This is a genomic window from Sorangium sp. So ce124, assembly GCF_051525235.1.
In the GTDB taxonomy this organism is placed as follows: domain Bacteria; phylum Myxococcota_A; class Polyangia; order Polyangiales; family Polyangiaceae; genus Sorangium; species Sorangium atrum.
In genome coordinates, this window is record NZ_CP150312.1 from 7,816,286 (window position 1) to 7,842,832 (window position 26,547).

Here is a 26,547-nt window from a genome sequence, read left to right on the forward strand (position 1 = left end):
GCGATGCGTACCGCGTGGATACGCCGGCCCAGCCCCATCAGGGCGACTGAATTTCCTTGACACCTCAATCACGCCACCGCCTGCGGGACACCTCCGTGGCACCCTCGCAGAGGCTCGCGCGCGCTATCACCATCTCCTGAAATCACGCGCGGACGCGCGGCCCTCCTGCCGCCGAATGAATATTTACAGAGCTCCGCAAAGGCCACTCCGGCGCGGAGCGCTTGCTCGATCCGAACAATCGGTCTAAGCTCTCTCGCATAACTTCGGAGGCCGAAATGGCCTCCCATTGCAAGAGGAGCGTCCATGCGTCGTCTCAGCCCTGCTGCCCGCATTCGGTACTTCTTCGCTGCCCTGACGGCAGGCGCAGCGATGTTGGGCACCACTGCCCTACTGGTCCCCTCGAGCGCGGCGGCGCCCGGGGGGAATTGCACCTTTTACAGCGACGAGAGCCACGACACGGTCGTCGGCCAGTACGGCCGCGACTGCTGCAACAACCGGATCGCGTGGGGCACCACGACGCAGCACTACGAGTGCGGCGGGTGCTTCACCTGCACACCGCCTCCTCGCTGAGGGAAGCGCCGGTGAACGGCGGCGGCTCGATGGCTATCGCCGGCCCCAGTCGTTCAGCTTGCGAGAGGAATTGAACAGGGAGACGGGGGATCGGTTGGATTTTTCTCCCCGTCTCCCTGTGAATTTTCCCGAAAATTCGGGGGGGGATCTTCCGGTCGGCATGAACAAGAACCGTTCTTCTCGATGGTTGTACGGCACAGCCAGCGTCGCGCTCGGAATCGTGGCCCTCTCCGGCTGCTCTGGCCGGGTGGACCGGGGCGACGATGCGCCGGGCGGCTCGTCGAGCGCGGGCGGCCATGGCGGCAACGCCGGCACGACGGGCGTCGGCGGAGCTGGCACGGGCAGCACGAGCGCTGCTGGCTCTGGTGCGGGCGGCTCGTCGAGCGCGGGCGGCTCGGGTGACGGCGGCTCCGGAGGTCCTGGAACCACCAGCTCCGGGGTCGGCGGCTCCAGCGACGGGTCGGGCGGCTCGAGCAGCACGAGCACCGTCGAGTTCGTCGGCAACATCACGACGGACCGCGCCGTGCGCGACGGCTTCGTCCGGTACTGGGACCAGATCACGCCCGAGGTCGAGGGCAAGTGGGGCGCCGTCGAGCCGTCCCGCGGCGAGCGAGACTGGAGCAGGCTCGACGCGATCTACAAGTACGCGCAGGACAACGACATCCCCTTCATGCAGCAAGCCTTCGTGTGGGGAGCCACGAGCCAGGGCTGGCTCGGGCGCCTCTCCGCGGAGGAGCAGCGGCAGGCCGTGATGGACTGGATGCAGGCGTTCTGTCAGCGATACCCCGAGACGAAGTACATCGTCGTCGTGAACGAGCCGCCGCCCCACACCACGCCTTCCTTCAAGAACGCCATCGGCGGCGACGGCGAGAGCGGAGTCGACTGGATCGTCAACTCCTTCAAGTGGGCTCGCGAGTTCTGCCCGGACGCGACCCTGATCCTCAACGACTACAACATCATCGAGTACCAGAGCGACCACGACCGCTTCGTCGCGATGCTGAGCGCGGCGCTGGAGGCGGGCGCCCCGATCGACGCCGTCGGCGCGGAGGCCCACGACGTGTACAAGAAGGACACAGGCACCGTGAAGGGCTTCCTCGACAGGTTCGCCGCCATGGGCCTGCCCGTGTACATCACCGAGCTCGACATGGACATCGCGGACGACGACGAGCAACGCAGGGTGATGGAGGAGCAATTCACGATGCTCTACAACCACAGCGCCGTCAAAGGCATCACCTTGTACGGTTACATCGTCGGCTCCACCTGGCGGGACAGCACGGGCCTCATGCACCCGGACGGCACGATGCGGCCGGCCATGGCCTGGCTCATGGACTTCCTCGGTCGCGGCCAGTGATCCCGCCTGCGTGGTGAGCGCTCGAGATCGATGTCTGGCTGCGCCGGAGGCGGCGATGGCGCAAGAGGCGCTGTCTGCCAGACTGCCAGGGCTACGTCTGGCCGAGCCACGCGATCGCGGCGTGACGCGCCTCGAACACGCCGAAATGCTGGCCGCGGCGCTCCTCGGCCACCATCTCCCCGAACCGGCTGCTGAAATCAACGGCCCCCGGAGGGCACACCACCGCGAGCCGGATCCAGTAGTTTCTCAGCTTCTGCAGGATCTCCCCTGCCTCCCCTGAGCTGAGGTCGAAGAAGGCCGCCGTCAGGTTCGCCGGGTGGAGGAGCGCACACCGCACGCCGCCCGAAAAACAGGCCTCGATCACGCGGTCGACGTCGCGGACGCTCGCCATGAGCCCGTGGTCCGGCGACCCCTCGACGAACTGCACACCGCCCTCGTTTACCACCGCCAGATCCATGGCACCCCTCCGACACCGCCTCTGCGCCGCGGGCTCGGCGGAGAGCTCCGCTCGGCCCGCGACCAGGGTAATCCCACCGAGCGGCCGCTGTACAGGCGGCAGCGCGCGGCGGCCCGGACGAGGGCCGTGCTCGCCCCCGCCGCGCGGCGCCCCGGGCGTCACTGGGCGCGCCTGACCTCGTCGGAGAACCTCACCGCCTCGCGGAGCACGTGATCGGCGAGCGTCGGCTCGATGATGCTCTTGATCTGCCCCGTCTCGATGCCCTGTTCCGCTGCCGTCTTGAAGTCGATGACCTCGTCGGCCATCGTCGCGAGCTGCCCGCTCTCGACCCGGAACTCGTGCGCCTGGTACAGCTGCCCGGCGCGCGCCGTCGCCTGGTCGATGAGCGCGCGCTCCTGCGGGTCGAGCAGGTGCGCGATGAACTCGAGGTGCTCCGCCATGATCGTCGTCCAGAACGCCCCGATTTCGTCGCTCTCGAGCGCGGTGTTGCCGTACGCGAGCCGATCGAGCCGGGCGACGAAGCGCTCGGCCTCCCGCGCGATGTGGTCGAAGAAGAGCGGCCAGACGAGGCTCCGGAGCGAGCCGCTCTCCTGCGCGCGCTGCATGCGGCGCTTGTACTCGATGAACCGCTGGACGCTCGGCCGCATCGAGGCGAGGAGCGAGGAGATCCCGTAATCACCATAGCCCCGGTCGCGCGCCGCGAGGAAGTGCCTGGCGAAGAGGTTCTGGTACTGCCGCGCCTCGTCCCGGGGCCCGCGGAGGTGGTCGCCGGGCATGAGCAGCGCGATGAAGAACGCATGTTCCATCATCTGGTCCGTCCAGAAGAGGACCTCCGAGACGGCGTGCGCTGCATAGCCGGCGCCCGGGGCGGGCAGGAAGACCGGCTTCCTCGAGCGCCGGTCGACGGAGATGCCGGGCGTATAGGCGACCCCTTCCGGGAGGGCGAGAGGCGCGATCGACTCGCAGACCGCGTAGCTCTTGTCGGGGAGCGCGAGGCTCGGTGTGGCGAGCAGCGAGGCACCCGCGGTGGCCATCGCGCCGCCGGCGAATCGCCGGCGTCCAAGTTTCCCTTGCGGAACACGCTTCTCCATCGACGCTCCTCCAGGTTGATGCATCCGTGAGAATCGGAGCGTGAGGTGCATGTCCCGCGCCCGAGCCAAGGAGTCGACTCGCAGGGCGGTCAGCCGGCGCGCGCCTCACCGATCACGACGGCCGGTGACGCGCGGAATCACCACGCCCGAGCGCTTCATCAGCGGAGAGGTCACGTGGGGGCGCGCCGGACGTCACCCGCGGAATCCGCCCGTGATGGGCCGCCTCGCGGTCGGCGCCCTGCGAAGACAGAGCACATGACCCCTCCTCTACCGACCACCTGCGACCGTGGAGCACATCACGCCGTGGAGGACAGACGCTCGCGACGACAGACCTGCACACCCCCGCTGGCGCGTTCAACGCACCCACATCCACACACGGCCGTCCTTTGTGTCGGCTTCCAGATTTCTTCGCTATCGTCGCCCGGGATGTCGAGGAACCGCCCTCGGCTCCGACATCCCCACGAAGGCGCGCCCGATCCCGGGGCGGCAGCGAAGAAAAGGAGCCGATCATGAAGTACATCCTGATGATGAACACCCCGAGCGGGGGGCCGTACCAGGTCGCCAACTGGCAGCAGAAGGACTTCCAGGCGCACATCGCGTTCATGAAGAGCTTCCACAGGAAGCTCAGCGAGTCGGGCGAGCTCGTGGCGGCCGAGGGCCTGGCGGGGCCCGACCAGGCCAAGCTCGTGCGCGCAGGCAAGGACGGCGCGCCGATCACCGACGGGGTGTTCCCGGAGACCAAGGAGTTCCTCGCCGGGTACTGGATCGTGGACGTCGAGAGCCCCGAGCGCGCGTACGCGATCGCCGCGCAGGCGTCCGCCGCGCCCGGCCCCGGCGGCGCGCCGCTCAACATGGGAATCGAGGTGCGAGAGGTGATGAGCGCGCCGCCCGTCGATCTCTAGTGGCCTCTCCGTCCCAGGGCCCCACGGCCGAGCGCCTGCTGCGCGATCTCGCGCCGCAGGTGCTCGGCGCCGTCATGCGGCGATTCCGAGATTTCGGCGCCGCGGAGGACGCGGTCCAGGAGGCGCTGATCGCGGCGGCCACGCAGTGGCCGCGCGAGGGCGTGCCCGACGAGCCGCGCGCCTGGCTGATCCACGTGGCGTCGCGGCGCATCGCCGATCACGCCCGGAGCGAGGCGGCGCGCCGCCGCCGCGAGGCGATCGTGGTCAGCCTCGTGCCGCCCGAGCTGCAGATCGCCCTCGCCGCCGACAGCGACGAGGCGCCGCTCGAGGACGACACCCTCACCTTGCTGTTCATGTGCTGCCACCCGGCGCTGTCCACGCCGTCCGCGATCGCGCTGACCCTGCGCGCCGTCGGCGGCCTGACGACCGCCGAGATCGCAAGGGCGTTCCTCGTCCCGGAGGCGACCATGGCGCAGCGGATCAGCCGGGCCAAGCAGACGATCAAGGCGTCCGGCGTGCCGTTCGAGCGGCCGACGCCCGAGGCGCGCGCGGAGCGCCTCGGCGCCGTCCTGCACGTGCTCTACCTGATCTTCAACGAGGGTTACACCTCGAGCTCCGGCCCCGCGCTGCACCGCGACGATCTGTCGGGCGAGGCGATCCGCCTGACGCGCGCCGTGCACGCGCTCCTCCCGGACGACGGCGAGGTCGCGGGCCTCCTCGCGCTCATGCTCCTGACCGACGCGCGGCGCGCGGCGCGGACCGGGCCTCTGGGCGAGCTGATCCCGCTCGCGGAGCAGGATCGAGGCCTGTGGGATCAGCGCGCGATCGCCGAAGGCGTCGCGCTCGTCACGGCGGCGCTTTCCAGGGGCTCGATCGGCGCGTACCAGGTGCAAGCCGCGATCGCGGCGGTGCACGACGAGGCGGCGCGGGCCGAGGACACGGACTGGCCGCAGATCCTGGCGCTGTACGGCGTGCTGATGCGGATGTCCGACAATCCCATGGTGGCGCTCAGCCACGCGATCGCGACCGCGATGGTGCACGGCCCTCAGGCGGGGCTCGATCTGCTGAAGGAGCTCGACGCCGACGCGCGCCTCTCGGGTCATCACCGCCTCGACGCCGCCCGCGCGCACCTCCTGGAGCGGGCCGGCGATCGCGAGGCGGCGATCGCGCACTACAGGCGCGCGGCGAGCCGCACGACGAGCGTCCCGGAGCAGAACTACCTGGCGACGCAGGCGGCCCGGCTGAGCGACGCGATGAGATAGACTCGCTCGTCCATGCCGTCTTCCCCGTCGCGGCCCACGGTGTCCATGGCCATCGTCGGCCGGGTGATCTCGTATGCCGCCTCTCGCGGCCTCCGCCACGGCGATCTTCTGGAGGTCGCCGGCGTCTCCGCCGAGTCGCTGACCGACGCGGATAGCCGCATACCGGTGACGTCGTTCGACGCCCTGTGGGCGCACCTGGTACGCGCGCTCGACGATCCCGGGGCGCCCATCCGCCTCGCCGCGCGGACGCGCATGGAGGAGATGCACGTCATGGGCTTCGCGGTCATGACGAGCGCGAGCGCCCGTGAGGCGCTCGACCGTGTCGACCGCTACATGGTGCTGCTGCAGGACACACCGCGCTGGGTGACCGATACCACGACGGACCGGGACGCTCCGTTCGCGGAGATGCACCGCTCGCCCCGCTTCACGCTGGGCGCGCGCGTCGCGACAGAGTGCAGCCTGGCTGTGTACATCCGTTGCTTCCGCCAGTGCGCCGGCGTCGAGTTCTCGCCGCTCCGGGTCTGCTTCCGCCACGCCGCGCCGCGCGATCTCGCCGCGCACCGGGACTTCTTCCGCTGCCCTGTCGAGTTCGACGCGCCCCGCGATGGCTTTGCCTTCCCACCGTCGTTGCTGGACCTCGTGCCTCGCGACGCGAACCCGGCCCTGAGCGCGTTCTTCCACCAGCACGCGGAGGAGCTCCGCCGCCGTCGCGTCGTAGACGCGTCGCCCATGTCCGATCGGGTGCGTGACGTCATCGCGCACCTCCTCGCCTCGGGCGAGCCGTCGGCGACCGCCGTCGCGCGGCGGCTCGGGACGAGCGAGCGCACGCTGCGGCGGCACCTCGAGGACGAGGGGACGACGTTGCGGCAGCTCGTCGGCGAGGTGCGCCGTCAGACCGCCGAGGAGCTGCTCCGCGAGAGCGACACATCGATGTCGGAGATCGCCTTTGTGCTGGGGTTCTCGGAGGTGACGGCCTTCGCGCGGGCCTTCAAGCGCTGGTCCGGGAGGACGCCCGGCCGGTTCCGTGAGGACGCGCGCGGCGGCCGGGGGCGCCGCGCCGCAGCGGGCGTGGACCGCGCGGCGGACGACGGCTGACCGCCGGGGCGATGGCCCGCCTGGCGCGGGGCCTCGGGCCGCGGCCGTCGAGCGCGCCCGGCCTCAGTACGATATCTCGGCGGCGGCGACCTTCTCTCTCGCCGCTTCCCACGACAGCGGGAGATCACCCGCGCCGACGGTCCACTGGGTCACGACGCCGTGGACGCTGACCGCGCTCGCCGCGCTCATCGCCGAGAGGTGGGCGTCCGACATCACGAACTTCCCCATCGCCTCTTCGTCCTTCCACACCGTGATGGTCCGCGCATAGCCGCACTTCGCCGACGTTCCGAGCGTGAAGCCGATCAGCCCTTCCTGCGCGGGCAGCTGGGCGAGGATGGGCCCCATCAGCTCGCCGAACCTCCGCTGGGCCGCCTCGTCGGGCTTCATCCAGAGCAGGGTCGACGAGACGACATAGGAGTCCTGCGCGGCGCCCGTGAGCGCGCCGTCCGCGAACCCGGGCCCGCCGAACGGCGCGCCCTGCAGGTCGTCATCTGTGCACGTGAACTCGGATGCGGCGGTCTGCGTGCCCGAGCCGCCGCCCGTGTTGCCCGTTGTCCCCTGCTGGTCGTCCGCGCCGCACGCCGGGACGAGGGCTGCGACCGCGACGAGGAACGGGACAAACGCGACGCGAGAGAGGGAAAAATCGATTCGAGACATGATGGACCTCATGACAGGTAAGTGAGTGATGTTGTCGGGTGCAAATCAGCGCTCGTCGACGCGCACGGGCGAGACCACGCCGAAGACGAGCACGGGGAAGGTCCGCTGCAGGCGGCGAGACGTGAACTCCGTGCGCCGGCCGAAGCGCCTGACCGAGACGCGCGCGCCCACCGGCTGTCCGCTGCCGAGGGTCACGGCCCACATCGGGCTGCCGCCGTCCGGCCGCACGGCGAGGTAGGTATAACTCCCCGCTGCGAGCCGCTCCTCGACGACGCCGACAACGGGCGCGAGGTCGCCGAGGGATCTCGATAGATCGCCGAGCGGGCTGCCGGGCGGCGCGTCGCCCGCGGCGTTCGGGTCAGCGTGCGTCCCAGGATGCGCGGCGGCGTGGAAGCCGAGCCAGCTGCCGGCGGCCACGAGCCCGACCAGCAGGGCAGCGGCCACGAGGGCGCGGGTCCGAGGGAAGCGCGAGGTGCGGTGAGCGGCGAGCAGCATGCCGGGAAGCTACGCGCCGCGGCTGGAGCCGGCCTTTGCCCGTACGGCCAAGTTGTTGGCCCGCTCGGCCACGCCGCAGTCCGCCGACCCGACCCAGGTTGGGCGCCCCCCCGGCCCAGGAGGCGACCTGACCCCGGTTGCGTCGGCCGGTGTGGCGACCTGACCCAGCTTGCGTCAGCTGACCCAGGGCGAGTGGGTCAGACCGGGGCCGCCGCTCAATCCACGGAGAAATGTTCCGCTATCCAGGCCTCCCAGCCCGGCGGGACGCGGGTGGCCTCGAGGTAACGACCCAGCTGGTGGGCGTCATCGATGGCAGACATTCCCCACAAGCGGAACGCGTCGACATAACCCATGTCGTCCTCGAAAGAATCGGCGAAGTCGGCGGGCTCCAGGCCGAGCTGCCAAGGCGCCTTGACGTATCCGGCGCAGAGCAGCCGAGCCAGCGAAAGGAGCCCGTTGCGAGGCTCGATCGGATCTGCGTTGCCGCTCGCGAGCGCCGTCGCGCACGCTCGCCACCCCTCCGGCACGGCGGGAGGCGTCCATCCGTCGCCTCTCCGGAGCTCGGCGACCTGGCGCGACCAGAACCAGAGTTCGCGGGTGTTGTAACGGGCCGCCTCCTCGGGCGTCTCGTACGATTCCCAGGGCCAACGCACGCCGTCCTGCTGACCGAGCCATATGGTGAAGGAGACGTCGCTCGCGATGAGCCCCTGCTCCAGGAGCGCCGAGCGACGCGAGGCCGCCGCGATAGGGTCCTCCTCGTCGCCGCCGTCCTCCTCGTCGCCGTCCTCGTCAGCTGCCCGGTCATCCGTCGGGTGCAACACCTTGTGAACGGCCTCTGCCCAGGTGATCGGCGCGGGAGGGTGGCGCCGCAGGTAGGCGATGCGTGTTTCGCGGTTTGGCGCGAGCTGCTCGAGAAAGACGCCCCACATCCCCAACCAGTCTTCGCCGGAGCCCATTCGCCAGCCGATCGTGTAGCGCTCGTAGTCGGGGAAGCGCTCCCACGGCGGAGCGATGTCACCGTGCGCATCGAGGTGCTGGCGGAGGCGGGAGCGACAACTCTCTTTCCAATCCATGGCGACAATCCTCCTCTTGGATCAGAGCCGGCGGAGCTGCACGGCGCGCACCGCGTGGTCAGGCCCCTTCTCGAGCACGACGTCGGCGCGCGCGCGCGTCGGCAGGATGTTCTCGGTGAGGTTGGGGCCGTTGATCGTGCGCCAGATCTGCAACGCGAACGCGCGCGCCTCGTCGTCGTCCATCGCGGCATAGCGGTGGAAATAGGAGGTCGGGTCGCGAAACGCCGTGGCCCGCAGCGCGAGGAAGCGTTCGATGTACCATCGTTCGAGGTCGGCCTCGTCCGCGTGGACGTAGATCCCGAGGTCGAAGAAGTCGCTGACGGCGATCGCCGCGGTGCGGTCGGGGCCCTGCAGGACGTTCAGCCCCTCGAGGATCACGATGTCGGGCTGCCTCACGGTCTGCGCCTTGCCGACGACCACGTCGTAGGTGGCGTGCGAGTACACCGGCACGTCGATCGCCTCGACGCCGGCCTCCAGGTCGGCGAGGAACTGCACGAGCCGCCGCAGATCGTAGCTCTCTGGAAAACCCTTGCGGTGCAGGCCGGCGCGCGAGGCGAGCACCGCGTTGGGGTACAGGAAGCCGTCGGTGGTCACCAGATCCACCCGCGGGTGGTCGGGCCACCGCGCGAGCAGCGCCTGCAGCACGCGCGCGGTCGTGCTCTTGCCCACCGCGACCGAACCCGCGATGCCGATCACGAAAGGCCGCCGCCCGACGGGGCGGCCGAGGAATGTGTCCTTCACGCGGCGGAGCTGCTGCGCCGCGCCGACGTGCAGGTTGAGCAGCCGGGAGAGCGGCAAGTAGATCGTCGCGACCTCGTCGAGCGAGAGCCGATCGTTGAGGCTCCGGAGGACAACGAGGTCGGCCTCGGTGAGGGGGAGCGGCGTGGCCGCGCGCAGGCCGGCCCACTGCGCGGCGGAGAAGACCTCGTAGGTCGTGACGGCATCCATGGTCGGTCGGGAGCGATAGTACGCTCCCCGCCCGCCGTCGTCGCTCAGAAGAAGCTGTAGAGGGACAGCTTGATACGCTCGTTGGTCGCGGTCACGTCGTCCGCGAACGTCTGCTCCGAGTACTGGAACGAGAGGCCCGCGCGGATCGCCGGCGTGATGTCGGCGAACAGGTTCCCGTCGATGTAGCGCGACTTGTGGAAGGCCGTGCGGAGCGCGCCGTAGCCGTTCTCCTCCGTCACCCGGTCGTTCGAGCCCTGGGTGTAGTTGCCGGAGACGGAGAAGCGCCCCGAGGGTGGCAGATAGTACTGGAGCCCGACCATGAACCCCGTCCAGCCGATCGTCTTCAGCTTGTTGTTCGCGTCGTACACAGCGAGGCCGTTGTCGATGTTCGGCGTATAGGTCGCTCCCTCCTCCGGGAGCGCCGGGTGCGGCACGTTGCTCGCGACGCCGACAACGTCCGAGATGCCCGTGCCCGTGAAGAACGAGCCGGTCAACGTCAACGCGTTGCCGGACTCTTCAAGCGACTTGGCCGGGATGATCGGGAGCAGCGCATCGACGGAGATCCCGTAGCCGTTGGCCGAGCTCGACTCGACCGGGGCCGCGGCGTGCTCGTTGACCCTGAACTTGCGGAAGATGCCCGAGACGCCGAGCGTCAGCGGGTCGTGCAGCATCCCGCCGGCGCCGAGCGTGTGGATTCCCTTCCAGCCGTTGAGGCCGACCTTCAACCCCGCCTGCATGTCCGGCACCTCGGAGTCGCGCTGCGGCGGCTTGAGGACGGCGGCGGCGAGCTCCACGTTGGCGGCGTCCCCCTTGAAGTTGTGGCCGACGCGCAGCTGCGGCATCCGTCCGAACACCTGGTTCATCACCGGGAAGAAGGACGTCGTGGCCGGGAAGAAGTACGGCTGCCACCCGAACAGGTGATAGCCCTGTCCAATCAACAGATCGACGTAGTCCGACTCGACCTTGATGTTGGCCTGACGCAGACGGAAGGTGCCGCTGCTCACCAGCGAGGCCTCGGAGACGGTGGGCGGCTGATTGCCGAAGAAGTCGAGCTCCAGCATGGCCGTGGCCTTGATACCGGACACCTCGGGCGCGCTCACCTTGACGCCGAACCTGGAGTTCCGCGCCGTGAAGTGCGTGCGGCCGTGCGAGCCGGCGTAGGTGTCCTCGCGCTGGATCACCGTGGCCCCCACCGACTCCCCGAAGCTCTGGGTGGAGTCGTGCATGATGTCGAACTCCGCCATCCCGTAGATCGTGGCCTTCCACTTGGAGGTCACCGGAACGGGATCCTTGGAGGCCGGCTTGACGGCCTCGGCCGGCGGCGCCGCCGGAGCGGCCACGCCCGCAGGCGGCGTGGCCGGCGCCTGCGCGTCCGCCGGCTGGGCCGGCGCAGCGGCCTGCGGAGCCGCCGCGTCCGGCGCCGGCGGGGGAGTCTGGGCGTGCGCGACCGCCGCCACGAAGAAAATCGACGCACCGACTAGGTTCGCAACCTTCGATTGATCCATGTTCGAAGCCCCTGGGTTATCCATGGCGCCGGGAATCCCCTACAAACGCCGTAACTATTGGTTTTAACTACGTTTTACGTCGCACCGCGCAGCGCGCGCACCACGCCCGTCTCCCCCCGGGGAGCCGCTGGAATCGATAGGGTGAACGTCGGGCGCGCCTGCTGCGCGCTTCCTCAAGATGCGCGGCCCGCGTCGCAGAACGCACGGGCGCGGGCGACGAGCTCGTCGCGCCGCCCGTCGCGCAGGAGCTTGAGATCCACGAGGTTGCCGCCGACGCCGACCGCCACCGCGCCCGCCGCGAAGAAGGTGCCCACGTTCTGCAGCGTCACGCCGCCCGTGGGCATGAGCGGGATATGGGGCAAAGGCGCCTTGAGCGCCTTGAGGTACGAGGCGCCGCCGAGGGCGTCGCAGGGGAACACCTTCACGACGTCTCCGCCCGCCCGGTGCGCCGCCACGACCTCGGTGGGCGTGAGCGCGCCGGGGGCGTGGACGACGTTCATCGCGACGCACGCCCTCACCGTCGCCTCGTCGAGCGCAGGGCTCACGACGAAGCGCGCCCCGGCCTCGACGCACGCCTCGGCGGTGCGCGCATCGAGGACCGTCCCCGCGCCGACCAGCGCCCGCTCGCCGTGGCGCGCGGCGACCTCGCGCACGACCTCCACCGCGCCGGGCACGGTCATCGTGATCTCGAGCACGTCGATCCCCCCCTCGAGGAGGGCCTCGACCGCCTGCAGCGCCTCGTCGGCCGAGCCGGCGCGCACCACAGGGACGATGCGCCCGCGCGCGATCCACTCGAGCACAGAGCGCTTGTTCATCGGTCCACCCGGGCCGTGCCCAGCTTCATCGCCTTGAGCACCTCGTCGAGGGTCGCCATCGTCGTGTCGCCGGGCGTCGTCATCGCGAGCGCCCCGTGCGCCGCGCCGCAATCGACCGCCCACTGCGGCCCCTTGCCCATCAGGAAGCCGTAGATGAGCCCCGAGGCGAACGAGTCGCCGCCGCCCACGCGATCGAAGATCTCCAGGTCCTTGCGCTCCGGCGCCTTGTAGAGCTGGCCGCCCTGGTACAGCACCGCGCTCCAGTCGTTGCGCGTCGCCGAGGTCGCGACACGGAGGGTCGTCGCCACCGCCTGGATGTTCGGAAATACCCCGATGACGCGCTCGATCATGCTCTCGAACGCGCCGACGCGCAGGGTGGCGTGCCCCTCGTCGACGCCCTCGACCTCGAAGCCCAGGGCAGCCGTGAAATCCTCCTCGTTGCCGAGCATCACATCGACGTACGGCGCGAGCGCTCGATTGACCTCCTGCGCGCGGGCCTGACCGCCGATCGACTTCCAGAGCGAAGGACGGTAGTTGAGATCGTAGGAGACGACGACGCCGTGCCGCCTGGCCGCCTCCATCGCCTCCTTCGCCACGAAAGGCGTGGTCTCGGAGAGCGCGGCGAAGATACCGCCGGTATGGAACCACCGCGCGCCCTGGGCGCCGAAGATCGCATCCCAGTCGATCTCGCCGGGCTTCAGCTGAGACGCGGCCGTGTGGCCGCGGTCCGAGAGGCCGACCGCCCCGCGGATGCCGAAGCCGCGCTCGGTGAAGTTCAGGCCGTTGCGCACGAGGCGCCCCACGCCGTCGTGCGTCGCCCAGCGGACGTGCGTGAGATCCACGCCGCCCTGCAGCATGAGATCCTCGAGCAGGCGGCCTACGGGGTTGTCCGCGAGGGCGGTCACGATGGCCGACCTGAGCTTGAAACAGCGGCGCAGGCCGCGGGCGACGTTGTACTCGCCGCCTCCCTCCCAGGCGTGGAAGCTGCGGGCGGTGGAGATCCGCCCGTCGCCGGGGTCGAGGCGCAGCATGACCTCGCCGAGGGAGACGAGATCCCAGCGGCAGGCGGAAGGATCACGGAGCGTGAAGGACATGGATCACTTGCAGGGGTGCGGGCCGCGTGGCCGGAGAGCTGGTGGACAAGCAGGGTTCAAGGGGCCGCCGCCATCGCGGAGATGCGATGAGGCGCGCCGACGGCGGTGATCACCGATCGCCTCCTGGCGCGCGAGACGACTCGACCTCCGCGGCGGACGGGCCCGTGTAGCCCTTGGCGGCAGCGCCCTTCCCCTCGACGATGGGCCGCCCGTCCCGGTCGAGCTTGACGAGCTCCGCCTTGGTCCCCGCGGCCGTCGGCCAGAGGTACCAGCGCGCGTCCATCCAGCCCACGTGGGCGGCGGGGCCCTCGACCGGCGCGCCCGTCGCTTTCAGCTGGGCCTGCCGCGCCGCGCGGTACTGGTCGAGAGAGGTGTACGCAGGGCGGTTGAGGGCGAACTGCAGCCCCGCGATGCTGGCGAGCATCGCCAGGCCGCCGGCGACGACTGCCACGCTCGGCACGCGCCGCTTCGGCGCGACCGGCTCGACGCGCGGCAGGATGAGGTGCAGCGCGAGCAGGCCGACGAGGTACAGCGTCCCCGCGAGCAGGAACGGCAGGACGTACGAGCCCGTGGCCGTGAGCGCCCAGCCGACGAAGATCTGGAAGAGCGCTCCGCCGACGACGCCGAACGCGGTCATCACGCCGACCACCGTGGCCATCGCGGGGCGCGGGAGGGCGTCCGAGACGAGCGTGTAGAGGTTGCTGCTCCAGCCCTGGTGCGCGGCCGCGGCGAGCGACAGGATCGCGACCGCGACGTAGATCGTGGGGATGCCCGCGACGCTCGGGACATCGACGAGCAGCCCGACGGACATCACCGGCACCGCGGAGAGCGCACACGCGAGCATCGCGAGCTTCCGCGCCGTGCCGACCGATCGGCCGCTCGCGATGAGCCTCGACGACAGCCAGCCGCCGCCGATCGCGCCGCCGTCGGCCACGAGGAACACGACGGGGATCGCGTAAGCCATGAAGGTCGGCTTCAGGTTGAACTCGCTGACAAGGAACTTCGGCAGCCAGGTGAGGTAGAACCACCACGGGGCGTCGGTGAAGAACTTCGCCGCCGCGACCGCATAGACAGGCCGCATCCCGAACACCTCGCCGACGCCGAGGGACCCTGTCGCCTCCTTCGCGTCCGAGCGGATGTGCGCGAGCTCCTCGGGCGATACCTTCGGGTGCTCCTCGGGCCGCCGGTAGAGGCGCGCCCAGAAGAAGATCCACACGACGCCTACGCCGCCCAGGAGGAGGAAGCAGGTCCGCCAGCCGTACGACTCGGCGATGCGCACGGCGAGGAGCGGGGCCAGGATGGCGCCCACGTTCGATCCGCAGTTGAACAGCCCGGTCGCGAGCGCCCTCTCCTTCTTGGGGAACCACTCGGCCACGGTGCGGACGGCGGCCGGGAAGTTACCGGCCTCGCCCACCCCGAGCAGGAAGCGGATCCCGGCGAAGCCGGCGAAGCTGGCGACGATGGCGTGGCCGGCCGAGGCGATGTTCCAGAGCAGGAACGTCGCGCTGAGCCCCTTGTGCGGGCCGACACGGTCGATCCAGCGCCCGACGAACACCATGCCGAAGCCGTAGGCGAGCAGGAAGCTCACGTTGATGAGCGCGAGGTCCGTCGGCCCGAGGCGCAGCTCGTTCTCGAAGAACGGGATCAGCAGGGAGAACAGCTGCCGATCGAGGTAGTTGATCGTCGTCGCGAAGAAGAGGAGCGCGCAGATGGTCCAGCGCGTGCGGGTCATGACGCCGGCGGTCGCCGGGGCCACGGGAGACGCTGCGGTCATTGGTTCACCCCGGAGGCGAGGAATCCACCGTCGACTGTGATGCTCGTGCCGGTGATGAAGCTCACCGCGTCAGAGCACAGGAAGAGGGCCGCGCCGACCAGCTCCTGCGTGTCGCCGAAGCGGCCGAGGGGCGTGCGAGCGAGCAGCTCCTGCCCGCGCGGTGTGCCGTTGAGGAGGGCGCGGTTGAGGTCCGTCACGAACACGCCCGGCACGAGCGCGTTCGTCCGGATACCGTGCTTCGCCCACTCGGCGCCGAGGCTCCGGGTGAGCGCCAGCACCGCCGCCTTCGACGCTCCATAGGCCGCGACCTCGTGGAACGCGACGAAGCTCGACAGCGAGGCGATGTTGACGATGCGGCCCCGGCCGCTGTCCTTCAAAGGGCCATGGAAGGCCTGGCAGGCGCGCAGCATCCCGGTGACGTTGGTGTCGAGCAGGCTGGCCCACTCGGCCTCTCCAACATCGGCGGTGGGCCTCCGGAAGGTCCGACCGGCGCAGTTGACGAGGATGTCGACGGCGCCGAACGCCTCGAGCACGCGGTCGCGCAGGGCGTCGAGCGTCGCGCGATCGCTGACGTCGCACGCCGCCTCGATCGAGCGGACGCCCCGCTCGCGGATCTCGGCGGCGACGGTTTGCACGCGGTCCGCGCGGGTGCCCGTGGCGACGGTGTGGGCGCCCGCCTCGGCGAGGCCGAGGGCGATCGCGCGCCCGATGCCGGAGGTGCCACCGACCACGACGGCCGTGCGGCCCGAGATGTCGAAGCGGTTCGTCATGCTCCCAGCCAGTCCTTCGCGATGCCGCCGAGGAGCGCCCGCGCGTCGCGCTCGATCTGCGCGTCGGTCGGCGGGACGGGCATCGCCCCGTAGCGCCGGGTCAGCGCTGAAGCGATCGACCGCCGCGAGTGGCGCCACTTGTAGATGAGCTGATCGAGGACGCGCGCGTCGGAGTGCTGCGGCACGAAGGTCGGCCCGAGCATCTCCAGGCGCATCATCGTCGTCTCCTCGATGAGGCTCGGGTTGTTCATGAACCACCAGCAGCCGAAGGGCAGGACATTGGCGAACTTGCGCGCCACGACGCAGAGGGGGTGCGTGTTCTCGCGCGCGAGCGTCGTGACGAGGAAGCGCACGTCGGGGTTCTCCGCGGCGAGCCGCTCGAGCGGGATCAGGTCGACCGTGCTCACGCCGTCGCCGGCCACGCCGAGGCGGGGGTTCACAGCGCGCCGGACGCCGATCATCATGGCGAACGGCAGCTCGTGCTCGCGGCACGCGTCCAGCACGGCCCGGGGCGGCGCCGAGACCTCGTTGACCGAGATCGCCAGGTAGCGCGGCCGCATGCGGGCGATCCACCGCTCGAGCTCGGACGCGAGATCGCTCGCGTGGATGAGCCGATCGAGGCGCAGCGCCGTGTAAAACCGCGGATCGGGCGTGGCGCCCGACTCCCAGATCGCGCGCTCCGCCGGGTCGGTCGGATCGTTCGTCATCGCGAGCGCGCTCACGCCCGAGAGCCGCAGCACGTCCTCCACGTGATCCTCGACCCGGCGCGCGGCGAAGAAGGCGCGGGCCTCGCGCAGATCCGGCGCGGCGGGGTCGAGCCCGAACGCGGCGAGCACCGTCGCGACGCCCGCGGTGGCCTCGGACAGCGGCGATCGGCGGACGAAGAGCGACGCCCACACGAGATCGGCCTGCGCCTTCTTGTCGAGCGCGAAGAACGCCTCGGGCGTGACCTTCGGCTCGGCGCGCAGCGTCTCGGCGACGAGGTAATGGTACGTGAGGAGCTCGTCGACGCCCCAGAGGTTCAGCGCGGGGAACTGGGGCGCGAAGAGGTGGGTGTGAAGATCGATGATGGGCGCGGCGTCGACGGCCGTGGCCACGCGCTCGGCGAGGGTCATCTCGGCACCTCGGGGATTCGGTCGTCCTTCGGATCGGCCCAGCGGTCGTTCGGCACGGTCGCGCACCAGGCCGGCCGCAGCGGGTCCTTGTCGTAGGGATAGGAGCCCAGCCGGCGGTACTCCTCGGCGTAGTGAGCGAGCTTCTCGCGATCGAGGCGGACGCCGAGGCCGGGGCCGGCGGGGACGCGGATGCGGCCATTCCGGTACGGGAGCGGGCCTCCCTGGATCACGTCGTCGCGCAGGTGGTGATAGTGCGCGTCGGCGGCGAACGAGAGGTTCGGGATGACGGCGCCGAGGTGCAGCATCGTCGCGAGCTGCACGCCGAGCTCGCCCGAGGAGTGGACGGCGACGCCGAGGCCGAACGTCTCGCAGATCCCCGCCGCCTTCACGCACGGCCGGATGCCGCCCCAGAACGTCGTGTCGAGCAGGATGACGTCCACCGCCGTGTCGAGGACGTTCGCGGCGAGCTGCTCGAAGCCCACGACCACGGTGTTGGTCGCGAGCGGCATCCGCACCTTCTCGCGGGTGCGCCGCATCGCGTGGAGGCCGAAGACGGGGTCCTCGAGGTAGTCGTTGTTGAGGTCCTCGATCGCCTGCCCGAAGCGGATGCCCTGCTCCGTCGACCAGACCGCGTTCGGATCGAAGCGGACGCGATCCCGGCCCACGGCGTCGGCGACCGCGCGGTAACACTCGAGCTCGTAGTCGGGGTGGAACACGCCGCCCTTGAGCTTGTGCGAGGTGAACCCGTGGTTCTTCTTCAGCTCCTTCGCCTGATCGACGAGCTGCTCCGGCGTCCGCACCTCGCCTGATCCGTCGGCGTTCGGGTAGCGGAAGAAGAGGTAGGACGCGAACGGCACCTCGTCCTGCAGCTTGCCGCCGAGGAGATCGTGGACCGGCACGCCGAAGGCCTGTCCGAGCAGGTCGAGGCACGCGAACTCCAGCGCAGCGAGGACCTGGGTGCGGTTGTTGTAAAGAGAGGCCGTCGGGTTCGCGATCTTGAACCGCATCTCCTCGAGGCGGGCGGGGTCGTGGCCGACCAGGTAGCCCTTCATCGCGCGGAACACGGCCTCGGCCGACTCGCCGCCGCCGCCCATCTCGCCGAGCCCGATCAGCCCGTTGTCCGCCTCGATCTCGACGATCGTGCGCACGAAGCGGCCCCAGTGACAGCCGTTGGCGTGGCGCAGAGGCGCCTCCAGCGGCACGGTGACGGTGGTGGCGCGGATATCGACGATTTTCATGCAGGACGGGATTCCTGGAGCCCCCAGCGGTCCGACGTGCCTCGACAAGAGGCATCCCGACGGGCAGGAACACCTGCCTCGGCGGGCCATCGCTCGATCGTCTGCAGAGCGCAGGGAACCGATCGGCGATGTGGCAAGTTATATACGTAGCGGCCTCGTTTGGAAGTAGACTTGCCGAACGGCCCGGATGAATTCCCGGACCGCGACAGAGTGATCACACCTCGCGGTCGAATCTGGACGGAGGCCATCGCCGCGCCGACGACGCCGCGAGAGGGGGCTCCGGGGGGCGGCCGAGGTCGCTGCGGCGCGGCACCGTCACGCCGGAGCCGCGCCGGGCGGGGCGTTCACCGCCGCTCGCTGTCCAGCTGCCCCCTGCGTCGTGATGTAGCGTCAGTTAGCAAGGCGAGGCACACGCGCGCGCGATGGACGTTCGGTGGCGCGCGCCAACACGTCTGCGGGTCTCCGCCGTGATCCGCCGCATTTCTGCCCTTGCATGGCCATCCACGATGGCTGATAAAGAGGGGCTGGTCGGGGTCGGGGGAGATGGGCTTGGCTGAATGGCGTTCACGCTCCGCTGCATCGACGTCTCGGACTGGAAGACCTTCGGGCTGCTCCAGCTCGTGATCGACACCATCCCGGATCCCATCTTCGTCAAAGATCGGCAACATCGCTGGATCGCCTGTAACCCGGGCTTCTGCAGGTTGATCGGGCAGCGCTACGAGGATCTGATCGGTCGCAGCGACCCGGACTACTGGCCGAAGGAGCAGGCCGAGGTCTTCTGGAGCTACGACGATGTCGTCTTCAACTCGGGTGAGCCGAGCGAGAACGAGGAGAGCGCCACGGGCTCGGACGGGGTGGCGCGCACGATCTGGACCCGCAAGTTCCCCATGAAGAACGAGCAAGGGGAGGTGGTCGGCCTCTGCGGGCTCATCACGGACATCACCGACCTGAAGCAGCGGCACATGGAGGCCGAGCGGATCGCGGCCGAGAACCGGGAGCAGCGCGCGATCATCCAGATGCAGGCGGAGCTGCTCGATCGCGTGGCCATGCCGGTCATCCAGGTCTGGGAGGGGATCCTGCTCATCCCGCTGGTCGGCGAGATGAGCGATCGGCGCGCGTCCCAGGCGCTGGAGAGCCTGCTCGCGGCCATCGGGCAGCGGCGCGCGGAGTTCGTGATCCTCGACATCACCGGCGTGCCGGTGATCGACTCCGCCGTGGCGCGCCACCTGGTGCGCGCCGTGCAGGCGGCAGAGCTTCTCGGCTGCCGGAGCGTGATGGTGGGCATCGGCCCGGAGATCGCCAGGACGCTGGTCGGCCTGGGCATCGACTTCGGCCGGATCACCACGCAAGGCACGCTCCAGAGCGGGCTCGCCTACGCGATGAGCCGCCTCAGCGGGCAGCGCGCGGCCGCCCGCTGAGCCCGGGGGCTCGCCCCGCCGGCGCAGGCGATGCCGGCGCGCGCAGGGCGCGGCCGCCGCCGCGTCGGCTCATGGCGCACGAGCGTCGAGCGCCCGGATGCGACGGACCGAGTCGGCGATCGTGATGCCATCGGTCTCGGCCGTCTCCCAGTGGGTGACCACATAGGTGGGCTCGAGCAGGTCGTCCGCGGCGTCGATCGCCGCGAGGTGGGCCTGGCCCATGACGAACTCGTACATCGCGTCGGTCGAGGCCCACACGGCCAGCGTGCGCCCGGAGCCGCAGGACGGCGACAGGCCCAGCTGGAGGGCCAGGAGGCCGGGCTGCGACGCGAGGTCCGCCTGGATCGCCCCGAAGATCTGCCCGTATCGCTCCATCACGGCCTCGCCCCGCCGTGGAACCCCGTACGTCGCGCTGACCGTGTACGACGACCCCTCCGGAGGCGGCCGGAGCTTCCCCGTCTCCGGATCGACGCCGGGCCCGCTCAGCGTGTCTGCCTCCAGATCGGCTTCGAGCACGCCCCCCGTGCACTCGGCGAGGGGAGCGTCGGCCGTCTTCCCGTCGGAATCGGAGCTGCACCCGGACAGGATCGCGCCGAGCGCCGCGATGACGGCGGCGGCGAGCGCGCCCGAGGAGCGATCGATCGTCGCGCTCGGCATCTTGTCGAATCCACGTGTCGTCATGGTCATGGTCCTCTCTGCTCTGTCCGTTGCCGGAGGCTGTGTCCGTTGTCGGGGCTCAGTCAGCGCGCGAGACGATCCCGAAGACGAGCTCCGGGAACGTCCGCGCGAGGCGGCGTGAGTGGAAGTTCGCCTTGCGACCCATGCTCCGCACCTGCACCGGGGTGCCGGGAGGCGGCGCGTCGCCGACGGTGACAGCCCATGTGAGGCTCTCGCCGCTGCGCACGGCGACATAGGTGTACGGGCCGGCCGGGAGCCGCTCCTCGACGAGGCCGGCGATGGGCGCGCGGTCGGCAGCGGCGCGGGAGAGCTGGCCGAGCGGGTTGCCGGCCGCCGCGTCGAGCGGCCCGGCGGCCACAGAGGGCCTGTCGAGTCGCCACGCGAGCACGACGAAGAGCGCCGCGAAGACCGCGAGGCCGAGGAGCGGCTTCACGAGCCGGCGCCGGGCGGATCGCGGCGCGGAGCTCCGCGCGGCGCGGGCCGAGGAGACGAGCGTCATCTGTGGCTCCTTGCGATCACGCGTCGGGCCTCCCTCCGTGGGGGCGCCGCTGCGTGATCGGATGGACCTCAGTTCCCGGACGGTCCCGGAACGTTCAATCGACGCCGCTCTTTCGTCCGCGGCGGCCCCCGAGGAGCCGCGGCGTGCGGCGTGCGGCATCGACGACCCCCCCAAGGGTCGCCCTCCCCCGGAGCGCCGTCGCACCCCGATGTTGCGGGTGGGCCCGTGGCTGCCTAGCCTGCACAGCCCCGATGACATCGACGTTCATTCGACCTGCCGTCGAGTCCGACCTGCCTCACCTACCCGAGATCGAGCGCTCGGCGAGCCGCGCATTCCGGGGGACGGACCTCGACGTCGAGGCCCTGGCGAACGCGACGCCGGCGGAGGGCTGGCGCGGCGCGCTCCGGGCCGGGACGCTCTGGGTGATGGACGACGGCACCGGCACGCCTGTCGCGTTCCTGGGCGCCGAGGCGGCCGGCGAGGAGCTCCACATCCGCGAGCTCGACGTCGTCCTCGACCGCCAGGGGCAAGGGCTGGGGCGACGCCTGCTCGCCCACGTCATCGCGTGGGCGCGGGCCGCGAGGCTGGAGGCGCTGACCCTGACCACCTTCCGGACCGTGCCCTGGAACGGGCCGTTCTACGCCTCCATGGGCTTCCGCGAGCTGTCGCCGGCCGAGACGCCCCCGCGGCTCACGGAGATCCTCGGGAACGAGGCGCGCCTGGGCCTCGACCCGGCGCAGCGCTGCGCCATGCGGCTCGACCTCCATCGCGGTGACAGCGCTTCGTAACGATTCCTGTCCAACTCGGTCCACGCCGCGATCGGCCCGTTGAACGGATCGAGCGGGTCCGCGGACAGCCTTCTTGGGGCGGATCGAGCCGCCATGATAGGGCTCGATCCATGAGCACCGCGTGGGACTGGGTCGTTCCGATTCGACAGAAGCACTTCGGCGAGCCGCTCGCAGGCCTCTACCCGCTCGAGCGCCTCGCCGACGGCGACGCCTACTGGGCGCTGCACAAAGCCGAGCTGCTCCGCCATTTCCCGCCCGAGGTCTTCTTCAATCTCCGGACGCTTTCCGGCGAGGAGGGGGAGCGCGCCCGCGCCCGCCTCACGGCGTCGGAGGGAGCCCACCGCCTCGCAGACTTCTGGGCGGCGCGCGACGGCGAGGCGATCGTGGCCATGTTCTCGGGCCACCAGAAGGACGCGGAGACCTACCGCATGTGGCACTCGGCCGTTCACCCCGACTACCGCCGGCGCGGCGTGTACCGGGAGTTCGTCCGCCGGGTCCTCGCGTACACGCGAGAGCTCGGCTTCGACTACGTGGTCAGCGAGCACGCCCCCGGCAACAACGCGGTGCTCATCGCCAAGCTGAAAGCAGGGTTCCGCATCGTCGCGATGGATATCGACGCCGCCACGGGCGCCAGCCTGAACCTCAGGTATTTTCACAACGAGGCGCACCTCAGGGTCTATGAGTACCGCTGCGGCCTGGCCACGCTCGACGAGCGCCTCCTCGCGGCCGGCACCGGCGCGATGCCGCTCTTGCTGGAGCAGCTCCGGCGCGGATCGGGCGCCGACCCGGAATCATGACGCATCGAGGCGGCTCAGCCTCCCGACAGGCGGGTTGCGGCGTGAACGAGGGAGCGTGATCGGGCCAGGGTCCTCGCGGAGCTCGGAATCGGACGATGCGCGTCCGCGCCGGCCGAGCTCGCCTTCGCACATCGCGCGGGCGCCACGGCACGGTCGCGCCGTCCGTCCGCCTTGCCTCGCGCTCCAGTGAAGGTGCATCCTTCACGCGCATGCTGCCTGGCAGGCTGCTGGACGGCCGCTTCGAGCTGGCGGAGATCGCCGGATCCGGCGGCATGGGCACCGTTTACCGGGCCCTCGATCGCTCGAGCGGGACGGTGGTCGCCGTCAAGCTGCTGCGCAAGGCGGCGGACGCGCGCGCGCAGGCGCGCTTTCTCCGCGAGGCAGAGACGCTCTCCCGGCTGGAGCACCCCCACATCGTGCGCTACGCGACGCACGGCATGGCGCCGACGGGGGAGCTGTACCTCGCGATGGAGTGGCTCTCCGGCGAGAGCCTCTCGGATCGGCTGGCGCGGCAGGAGCTGCGCATCGACGAGTCCATCGCCCTCGTGAGGACGGTGGCAGACGCGCTCGGCGCGGCGCACGCGCGCGGGATCGTGCACCGCGACATCAAGCCCAGCAACCTCTTCTTGGTCGAAGGCGCGCTCGATCGGGTCAAGCTCCTCGACTTCGGCATCGCGCAGCTGGCGGACGCCTCGAAGCGGCTGACGCGGACGGAGGCGGTGCTGGGCACGCTGGGCTACATGGCGCCGGAGCAGGCGCGGGGCGAGCGCGACACCCTGGACGCGCGCGCGGACATCTTCTCGCTCGGCTGCGTGCTGTACGAGTGCCTGACCGGGAAGCCGGCGTTCCGCAAGCAACACCCGATGGCGCTCGTGTGGAAGCTGCTCCTGGAGGAGCCGCCGAGGACGAGGGAGCTGCGGCCCGAGGTGCCCCACGCGCTCGACGAGCTCGTCGCGCAGATGCTGGCCAAGGATCCCTCGGCGCGGCCCGAGGACGGCGCGGCCGTGGCGCGCACCCTGGACACGCTCGGCGCCTGGAAGACGAGCAAGGTGTCCTCGGCTCCCCTTCCCAGCGCGGTCATCACCACGGGCGAGAAGCGCCTTGTCTCGATCGTTGCGGTCCGGCCGGCGCAAGCCTCGTTCTTCGAGTCGACAGAGTCGCTGGATCTGCACGCGTCGCCGCCGAACGCGCTCGCCGTGGTGCGCCGCGCGGCCACGCCGCTGAGCGCGCAGGTGGAGGAGCTCGGCGACGGGATGGTGGTGACGCTCGTGGTGAGCGCGGGCAGCGCGACCGACCAGGCGGCGCTCGTGGCGCGCTGCGCGCTGCAGATCTGCGCGCAGCTCCCCAGCGCGGCGGTCGTGCTGGTGACGGGGTGGGGCGAGCCGGCGGGTCGATCGCCGCTCAGCGAGGTGCTGGACAGGGCGGCCGCCCTGCTCGACGAGGCCGCCGCGCCCGGCCGCGCGGAGAGCCGGCGCGAGGGCGTCCAGATCGACGCTGTGACGCGCGCCCTGCTCGACGTGCGCTTCGAGGTCGTGGAGCGCGGCGGGATCTCCTGGCTCAGGGCGGAGCGCGAGATCGGCGAGGGGCCGCGCAAGCTCCTGGGCAAGCCGAGCCCCCACGTCGGACGCGAGCGGGAGCTGCGCCACCTGCTCGACCTCGTCGACGAGAGCTTCGCCGAGCGGCGCGCCGCGGTGGCGCTGGTGACCGCCGCGGCGGGCATGGGCAAATCGCGCCTGCGCCACGAGGCCGTCGAGGTGCTGCGCCAGCGCCACCCCGACGTGAGCCTGAGCGTCGTCCGCGGCGACTCCATCGGCACGGGCGCCGCGTTCGCGATGCTCGCCGGATCGCTGCGGGGCGCGCTCGGGATCGCCGCGGGCGAGGCCGTGGACGTGCGGCGACGGAAGCTCGCGCAGGCCCTCGCGCCGCTGTTCTCGGGCGAGGAAGGGCTACGGGTGGCCGGGTTCCTTGGCGAGCTGCTCGGCGTCGCCCCCCTCCCCGACGAGGATCTGCCGGCGCTGCGGGCCGCTCGGCACAACCCGGCGCTGATGGCCGAGGGGATCCAGCGAGCGTACCTCGACTACGCGCGGGCCGTGACGGGCGCGCGCCCCGTGCTCGTCGTGCTCGAGGATCTCCACTGGGGAGACGCGCCCTCGATGGGAATCTTCGACCGGGCGCTGCGGGAGCTCGGCGACCGGCCGTACGCGGTGCTCGCCTTCGCCCGGCCCGAGGTTCACGCGGTGTTCCCGAGGCTCTGGGCCGAGCGGGGCCTCTCGGAGCTCCGGTTGCGCGAGCTGCCCGCCCGCGCGGCCGAGCAGCTCGTGCGGAGCGCGCTCGGCGGCGCGGGCGGGCAGCTCGCGCCCGGGGAGATCTCCGCGCTCGTCCAGCGGGCCGGGGGCAACGCCTTCTATCTCGAGGAGCTCATCCGGGCCCTGGCGGAAGGGCGCGGCGGCGCGCTGCCGGAGACGGTGCTGGGCATGGCGGAGGCGCGCCTCGCGGCGCTCGGGCCCGAGGCGCGGCGGCAGCTGCGGGCGGCGAGCGTCTTCGGGGAGGTCGCCTGGGTGGGCGGCGTGCGCGCGCTGCTCGGCGCCGGGACGTCGGGGACGAGCGAGCGCGACGCGTGGGCCGAGCTGGTCGAGCGCGAGATCATCGAGCGCCGGCCGAGCTCCCGGTTCGCGGGCGAGGAGGAGATCGCCTTCTGCCACCCGCTCTTGCGGGAGGGGGCCTACGCGATGCTGACGGATCGCGACCGGGCGCTCGGCCACCGGCTCGCCGGCGAGTGGCTGCTCGAGGCCGGCGAGCAGGATCCGATGGTGCTGGCCGAGCACTTCGCGCGGGGCGACGACCCGGCGCGCGCCGCGGAGCAGTACCTGCGCGCGGCCGAGCTGGCCCTGCGCGGCGCCGACGTGCCCGCGATGCTCACGCGCGTCCAGAAGGGGCTCGACTGCGGGGCCACGGGGGAGACGCTGGCCGCCCTCCACGTCCGCCAGATGGACGGCCTCCTCTGGAGCGACGCCCACGACGAGGCCTACAGGGCCGCGCTCCGGGCGCTCGAGGCCTCCGCTCCCGGCAGCCACACCTACCGGCGCGCCCTGATCGGCGCCCTGAGCTACATCGTGAGCTTCGACGACCGAGGGGCGCTCGACGCGCTGCTCCCGCGGCTCGATCCAGCGGATCTCCCCGCCGATCTCCAGGGGGCGGAGCTCGCTTGCCGGATCGTCCTCTGCCTGCTGTGGGAAGGGATGCCCGCGCTGGCCGAGCGGTACCTGAGCCGACTCGAGAGCGACGTCGCCAAGGAGCTCGCGAGCGATCCGCGCGCCGAGGTCTGCGCCCAGGTCGCGCGGGGCGCCTGGCTGTGCCAGGCGGCGCGCGACCCGTGGGGGGCGCTCGACGCGCACCTCGCCGTGGTGCGGCACTTCGAGTCGCTCGGCCATCAGCTCTACGGGCTCGTGGCGTCGGTGCTCGCGGCCATGGACTGCGTGTGGCTCGGCGCCTTCGACGCCGCCGAGCAGCACCTCGATCGCGTGCTCACCGCCGAGGGCGCGCCCGGCTTCGTCTCGAGCCGCGCGCTGACGTTGCGGATCGTCACGCTCCTCGAGCGGCGAAATCTCACGGAGGCGCTCGAGCAAACCGGCGCCGCGCTCCAGCGGGAAGCCACGACGCCCATCGCCAGGCGGCGCAGCGCGGCGACGCGCCTGCTCCGCGTCGAGGCGCGCTGCCTCCTTGGCGAGCTGGTCGAGGCGGAGGAAGAGCTCCGCGCGGTGGGGGACCCGTCCGCGCTGATGCCCCCGCTCCAGGCGACGCACCTGTCCTTGATGGCCGAGATCCGGCTCCGGCAGGGGCGCGCGGAGGAAGCGGCCGCGCTCGCCCGCGAGGCGCTCGCGGCGGAGCGGCGCGCGGGCGCGGTCTTCACGCCTCGTCAGGAGGCGCTCCCGGCGCTCTACGCCCAGGCGCTCCGCGCGAAGGGCGACGTCGAGGAGGCCCGCGAGATCCTCCGCGCGGCGCGCGACGATCTGCTCGCGCGCGCCGACCGGATCGGCGACCCCGCGTTCAGGAAAGGCTTCCTGGAGAACGTCTCCGCCAACGCCCGCACGCTCGCGCTCGCCCGCGCGTGGCTCGGCGAGGTCCCCTCGCCGGCCACGCGCGCGCCCGCATGAG

The 26,547-nt window shown here is 71.1% G+C and carries 24 protein-coding genes; 9 read left to right on the forward strand and 15 right to left on the reverse strand.

The annotated features are described in order from the left end of the window. Positions 1-303 precede the first annotated feature (303 nt). Together WMF19_RS29220 and WMF19_RS29225 are read left to right on the forward strand one after the other, a co-directional pair. A complete protein-coding gene (locus tag WMF19_RS29220; RefSeq protein ID WP_272094059.1) occupies positions 304-570 on the forward strand; it encodes a DUF6289 family protein in 267 nt (88 codons plus the stop codon). Between the two features lie 160 nt (positions 571-730). Next, positions 731-1,921 carry an endo-1,4-beta-xylanase gene (locus WMF19_RS29225; RefSeq protein WP_437893349.1) on the forward strand — a complete coding sequence of 397 codons (1,191 nt, stop codon included), beginning with the start codon at positions 731-733 and terminating at the stop codon, positions 1,919-1,921. 91 nt (positions 1,922-2,012) lie between these two features. Here WMF19_RS29225 and WMF19_RS29230 read toward each other — a convergent pair whose 3' ends face one another. Further along, positions 2,013-2,378: a DUF4180 domain-containing protein gene (locus tag WMF19_RS29230; RefSeq protein ID WP_437893350.1), complete on the reverse strand. Its 366-nt coding sequence runs from the start codon at positions 2,376-2,378 to the stop codon at positions 2,013-2,015. 158 nt (positions 2,379-2,536) lie between these two features. Beyond that, positions 2,537-3,469 (reverse strand): DUF2935 domain-containing protein, encoded by a 933-nt coding sequence (locus WMF19_RS29235; protein WP_272094062.1) that lies wholly within the window; start codon positions 3,467-3,469, stop codon positions 2,537-2,539. Positions 3,470-3,978: 509 nt separating this feature from the next. Here WMF19_RS29235 and WMF19_RS29240 point away from each other — a divergent pair. The 3 genes from WMF19_RS29240 to WMF19_RS29250 are packed head-to-tail and all read left to right on the forward strand — an operon-like array spanning position 3,979 to position 6,728. Next, on the forward strand, positions 3,979-4,371 hold the full coding sequence (locus WMF19_RS29240) for a YciI family protein (protein WP_437893351.1): 393 nt from the start codon (positions 3,979-3,981) through the stop codon (positions 4,369-4,371). Then, a complete protein-coding gene (locus WMF19_RS29245; RefSeq protein WP_437893352.1) occupies positions 4,371-5,633 on the forward strand; it encodes an RNA polymerase sigma factor in 1,263 nt (420 codons plus the stop codon). The genes WMF19_RS29240 and WMF19_RS29245 overlap by 1 nt, the downstream gene beginning before the upstream one ends. A gap of 12 nt (positions 5,634-5,645) precedes the next feature. Then, on the forward strand, positions 5,646-6,728 hold the full coding sequence (locus WMF19_RS29250) for an AraC family transcriptional regulator (RefSeq protein WP_437893353.1): 1,083 nt from the start codon (positions 5,646-5,648) through the stop codon (positions 6,726-6,728). 63 nt (positions 6,729-6,791) lie between these two features. On the opposite strand, the gene WMF19_RS29255 is transcribed toward WMF19_RS29250, so the two are convergent. From WMF19_RS29255 to WMF19_RS29305, 11 genes are all read right to left on the reverse strand, one after another. After that, positions 6,792-7,385 carry a hypothetical protein gene (locus WMF19_RS29255; RefSeq protein ID WP_437893354.1) on the reverse strand — a complete coding sequence of 198 codons (594 nt, stop codon included), beginning with the start codon at positions 7,383-7,385 and terminating at the stop codon, positions 6,792-6,794. 45 nt (positions 7,386-7,430) lie between these two features. Further along, positions 7,431-7,880 carry a hypothetical protein gene (locus WMF19_RS29260; protein WP_437893355.1) on the reverse strand — a complete coding sequence of 150 codons (450 nt, stop codon included), beginning with the start codon at positions 7,878-7,880 and terminating at the stop codon, positions 7,431-7,433. A gap of 215 nt (positions 7,881-8,095) precedes the next feature. Next, entirely contained in the window at positions 8,096-8,953 is an 858-nt protein-coding gene (locus WMF19_RS29265) for a hypothetical protein (protein WP_437893356.1), read from the reverse strand. Between the two features lie 21 nt (positions 8,954-8,974). Next, complete coding sequence (coaA, locus tag WMF19_RS29270) at positions 8,975-9,901, reverse strand: type I pantothenate kinase (RefSeq protein WP_437791046.1); 927 nt, start codon at positions 9,899-9,901, stop codon at positions 8,975-8,977. Between the two features lie 44 nt (positions 9,902-9,945). Continuing rightward, the gene (locus tag WMF19_RS29275; RefSeq protein WP_437893357.1) at positions 9,946-11,406 is read right to left on the reverse strand and encodes a hypothetical protein; all 1,461 of its coding nucleotides are present in this window, start codon (positions 11,404-11,406) and stop codon (positions 9,946-9,948) included. A 173-nt stretch (positions 11,407-11,579) separates the two neighbouring features. Further along, the gene (locus WMF19_RS29280; RefSeq protein ID WP_272094071.1) at positions 11,580-12,221 is read right to left on the reverse strand and encodes a bifunctional 4-hydroxy-2-oxoglutarate aldolase/2-dehydro-3-deoxy-phosphogluconate aldolase; all 642 of its coding nucleotides are present in this window, start codon (positions 12,219-12,221) and stop codon (positions 11,580-11,582) included. Continuing rightward, positions 12,218-13,315: a PfkB family carbohydrate kinase gene (locus tag WMF19_RS29285; protein ID WP_437893358.1), complete on the reverse strand. Its 1,098-nt coding sequence runs from the start codon at positions 13,313-13,315 to the stop codon at positions 12,218-12,220. Before WMF19_RS29285 ends, WMF19_RS29280 begins: the two co-directional genes overlap by 4 nt. Before the next feature lie 109 nt (positions 13,316-13,424). Continuing rightward, positions 13,425-15,089, reverse strand: coding sequence for an MFS transporter (locus WMF19_RS29290; RefSeq protein ID WP_437893359.1), 1,665 nt, complete (start codon positions 15,087-15,089; stop codon positions 13,425-13,427). Then, on the reverse strand, positions 15,086-15,859 hold the full coding sequence (locus WMF19_RS29295) for an SDR family NAD(P)-dependent oxidoreductase (protein WP_437893360.1): 774 nt from the start codon (positions 15,857-15,859) through the stop codon (positions 15,086-15,088). Before WMF19_RS29295 ends, WMF19_RS29290 begins: the two co-directional genes overlap by 4 nt. Beyond that, a complete protein-coding gene (locus WMF19_RS29300; protein WP_437893361.1) occupies positions 15,856-16,974 on the reverse strand; it encodes a hypothetical protein in 1,119 nt (372 codons plus the stop codon). The genes WMF19_RS29295 and WMF19_RS29300 overlap by 4 nt, the downstream gene beginning before the upstream one ends. Next, entirely contained in the window at positions 16,971-18,212 is a 1,242-nt protein-coding gene (locus tag WMF19_RS29305; protein ID WP_437893362.1) for an enolase C-terminal domain-like protein, read from the reverse strand. Before WMF19_RS29305 ends, WMF19_RS29300 begins: the two co-directional genes overlap by 4 nt. A gap of 557 nt (positions 18,213-18,769) precedes the next feature. Here WMF19_RS29305 and WMF19_RS29310 point away from each other — a divergent pair. Continuing rightward, positions 18,770-19,630, forward strand: a complete 861-nt coding sequence (locus WMF19_RS29310) for a PAS domain-containing protein (RefSeq protein ID WP_437893363.1) — start codon at positions 18,770-18,772, stop codon at positions 19,628-19,630. A 69-nt stretch (positions 19,631-19,699) separates the two neighbouring features. Here WMF19_RS29310 and WMF19_RS29315 read toward each other — a convergent pair whose 3' ends face one another. Both WMF19_RS29315 and WMF19_RS29320 read right to left on the reverse strand, forming a co-directional pair. Then, positions 19,700-20,311, reverse strand: coding sequence for an antibiotic biosynthesis monooxygenase family protein (locus WMF19_RS29315; RefSeq protein WP_437893364.1), 612 nt, complete (start codon positions 20,309-20,311; stop codon positions 19,700-19,702). A 55-nt stretch (positions 20,312-20,366) separates the two neighbouring features. Then, positions 20,367-20,807: a hypothetical protein gene (locus WMF19_RS29320; protein WP_437791058.1), complete on the reverse strand. Its 441-nt coding sequence runs from the start codon at positions 20,805-20,807 to the stop codon at positions 20,367-20,369. A gap of 251 nt (positions 20,808-21,058) precedes the next feature. Between WMF19_RS29320 and WMF19_RS29325 the strand changes: the two genes are divergently transcribed. From WMF19_RS29325 to WMF19_RS29335, 3 genes are all read left to right on the forward strand, one after another. After that, entirely contained in the window at positions 21,059-21,595 is a 537-nt protein-coding gene (locus WMF19_RS29325; RefSeq protein ID WP_437893365.1) for a GNAT family N-acetyltransferase, read from the forward strand. 110 nt (positions 21,596-21,705) lie between these two features. Next, entirely contained in the window at positions 21,706-22,392 is a 687-nt protein-coding gene (locus WMF19_RS29330; protein ID WP_437893366.1) for a GNAT family N-acetyltransferase, read from the forward strand. Between the two features lie 209 nt (positions 22,393-22,601). Next, positions 22,602-26,546 carry a protein kinase domain-containing protein gene (locus WMF19_RS29335; protein ID WP_437893367.1) on the forward strand — a complete coding sequence of 1,315 codons (3,945 nt, stop codon included), beginning with the start codon at positions 22,602-22,604 and terminating at the stop codon, positions 26,544-26,546. Position 26,547 lies beyond the last annotated feature (1 nt).

Excerpts from the sequence above, each read along its gene's own strand:
- WMF19_RS29220 (WP_272094059.1), top strand. The coding sequence starts at position 304 with ATGCGTCGTCTCAGCCCTGCTGCCCGCATTCGGTACTTCTTCGCTGCC.
- WMF19_RS29225 (WP_437893349.1), top strand. The coding sequence starts at position 731 with ATGAACAAGAACCGTTCTTCTCGATGGTTGTACGGCACAGCCAGCGTC.
- WMF19_RS29230 (WP_437893350.1), bottom strand. The coding sequence starts at position 2,378 with ATGGATCTGGCGGTGGTAAACGAGGGCGGTGTGCAGTTCGTCGAGGGG.
- WMF19_RS29235 (WP_272094062.1), bottom strand. The coding sequence starts at position 3,469 with ATGGAGAAGCGTGTTCCGCAAGGGAAACTTGGACGCCGGCGATTCGCC.
- WMF19_RS29240 (WP_437893351.1), top strand. The coding sequence starts at position 3,979 with ATGAAGTACATCCTGATGATGAACACCCCGAGCGGGGGGCCGTACCAG.
- WMF19_RS29250 (WP_437893353.1), top strand. The coding sequence starts at position 5,646 with ATGCCGTCTTCCCCGTCGCGGCCCACGGTGTCCATGGCCATCGTCGGC.
- WMF19_RS29255 (WP_437893354.1), bottom strand. The coding sequence starts at position 7,385 with ATGTCTCGAATCGATTTTTCCCTCTCTCGCGTCGCGTTTGTCCCGTTC.
- WMF19_RS29260 (WP_437893355.1), bottom strand. The coding sequence starts at position 7,880 with ATGCTGCTCGCCGCTCACCGCACCTCGCGCTTCCCTCGGACCCGCGCC.
- WMF19_RS29265 (WP_437893356.1), bottom strand. The coding sequence starts at position 8,953 with ATGGATTGGAAAGAGAGTTGTCGCTCCCGCCTCCGCCAGCACCTCGAT.
- coaA (WP_437791046.1), bottom strand. The coding sequence starts at position 9,901 with ATGGATGCCGTCACGACCTACGAGGTCTTCTCCGCCGCGCAGTGGGCC.
- WMF19_RS29275 (WP_437893357.1), bottom strand. The coding sequence starts at position 11,406 with ATGGATCAATCGAAGGTTGCGAACCTAGTCGGTGCGTCGATTTTCTTC.
- WMF19_RS29280 (WP_272094071.1), bottom strand. The coding sequence starts at position 12,221 with ATGAACAAGCGCTCTGTGCTCGAGTGGATCGCGCGCGGGCGCATCGTC.
- WMF19_RS29285 (WP_437893358.1), bottom strand. The coding sequence starts at position 13,315 with ATGTCCTTCACGCTCCGTGATCCTTCCGCCTGCCGCTGGGATCTCGTC.
- WMF19_RS29290 (WP_437893359.1), bottom strand. The coding sequence starts at position 15,089 with ATGACCGCAGCGTCTCCCGTGGCCCCGGCGACCGCCGGCGTCATGACC.
- WMF19_RS29295 (WP_437893360.1), bottom strand. The coding sequence starts at position 15,859 with ATGACGAACCGCTTCGACATCTCGGGCCGCACGGCCGTCGTGGTCGGT.
- WMF19_RS29300 (WP_437893361.1), bottom strand. The coding sequence starts at position 16,974 with ATGACCCTCGCCGAGCGCGTGGCCACGGCCGTCGACGCCGCGCCCATC.
- WMF19_RS29305 (WP_437893362.1), bottom strand. The coding sequence starts at position 18,212 with ATGAAAATCGTCGATATCCGCGCCACCACCGTCACCGTGCCGCTGGAG.
- WMF19_RS29310 (WP_437893363.1), top strand. The coding sequence starts at position 18,770 with ATGGCGTTCACGCTCCGCTGCATCGACGTCTCGGACTGGAAGACCTTC.
- WMF19_RS29315 (WP_437893364.1), bottom strand. The coding sequence starts at position 20,311 with ATGACGACACGTGGATTCGACAAGATGCCGAGCGCGACGATCGATCGC.
- WMF19_RS29320 (WP_437791058.1), bottom strand. The coding sequence starts at position 20,807 with ATGACGCTCGTCTCCTCGGCCCGCGCCGCGCGGAGCTCCGCGCCGCGA.
- WMF19_RS29325 (WP_437893365.1), top strand. The coding sequence starts at position 21,059 with ATGACATCGACGTTCATTCGACCTGCCGTCGAGTCCGACCTGCCTCAC.
- WMF19_RS29330 (WP_437893366.1), top strand. The coding sequence starts at position 21,706 with ATGAGCACCGCGTGGGACTGGGTCGTTCCGATTCGACAGAAGCACTTC.
- WMF19_RS29335 (WP_437893367.1), top strand. The coding sequence starts at position 22,602 with ATGCTGCCTGGCAGGCTGCTGGACGGCCGCTTCGAGCTGGCGGAGATC.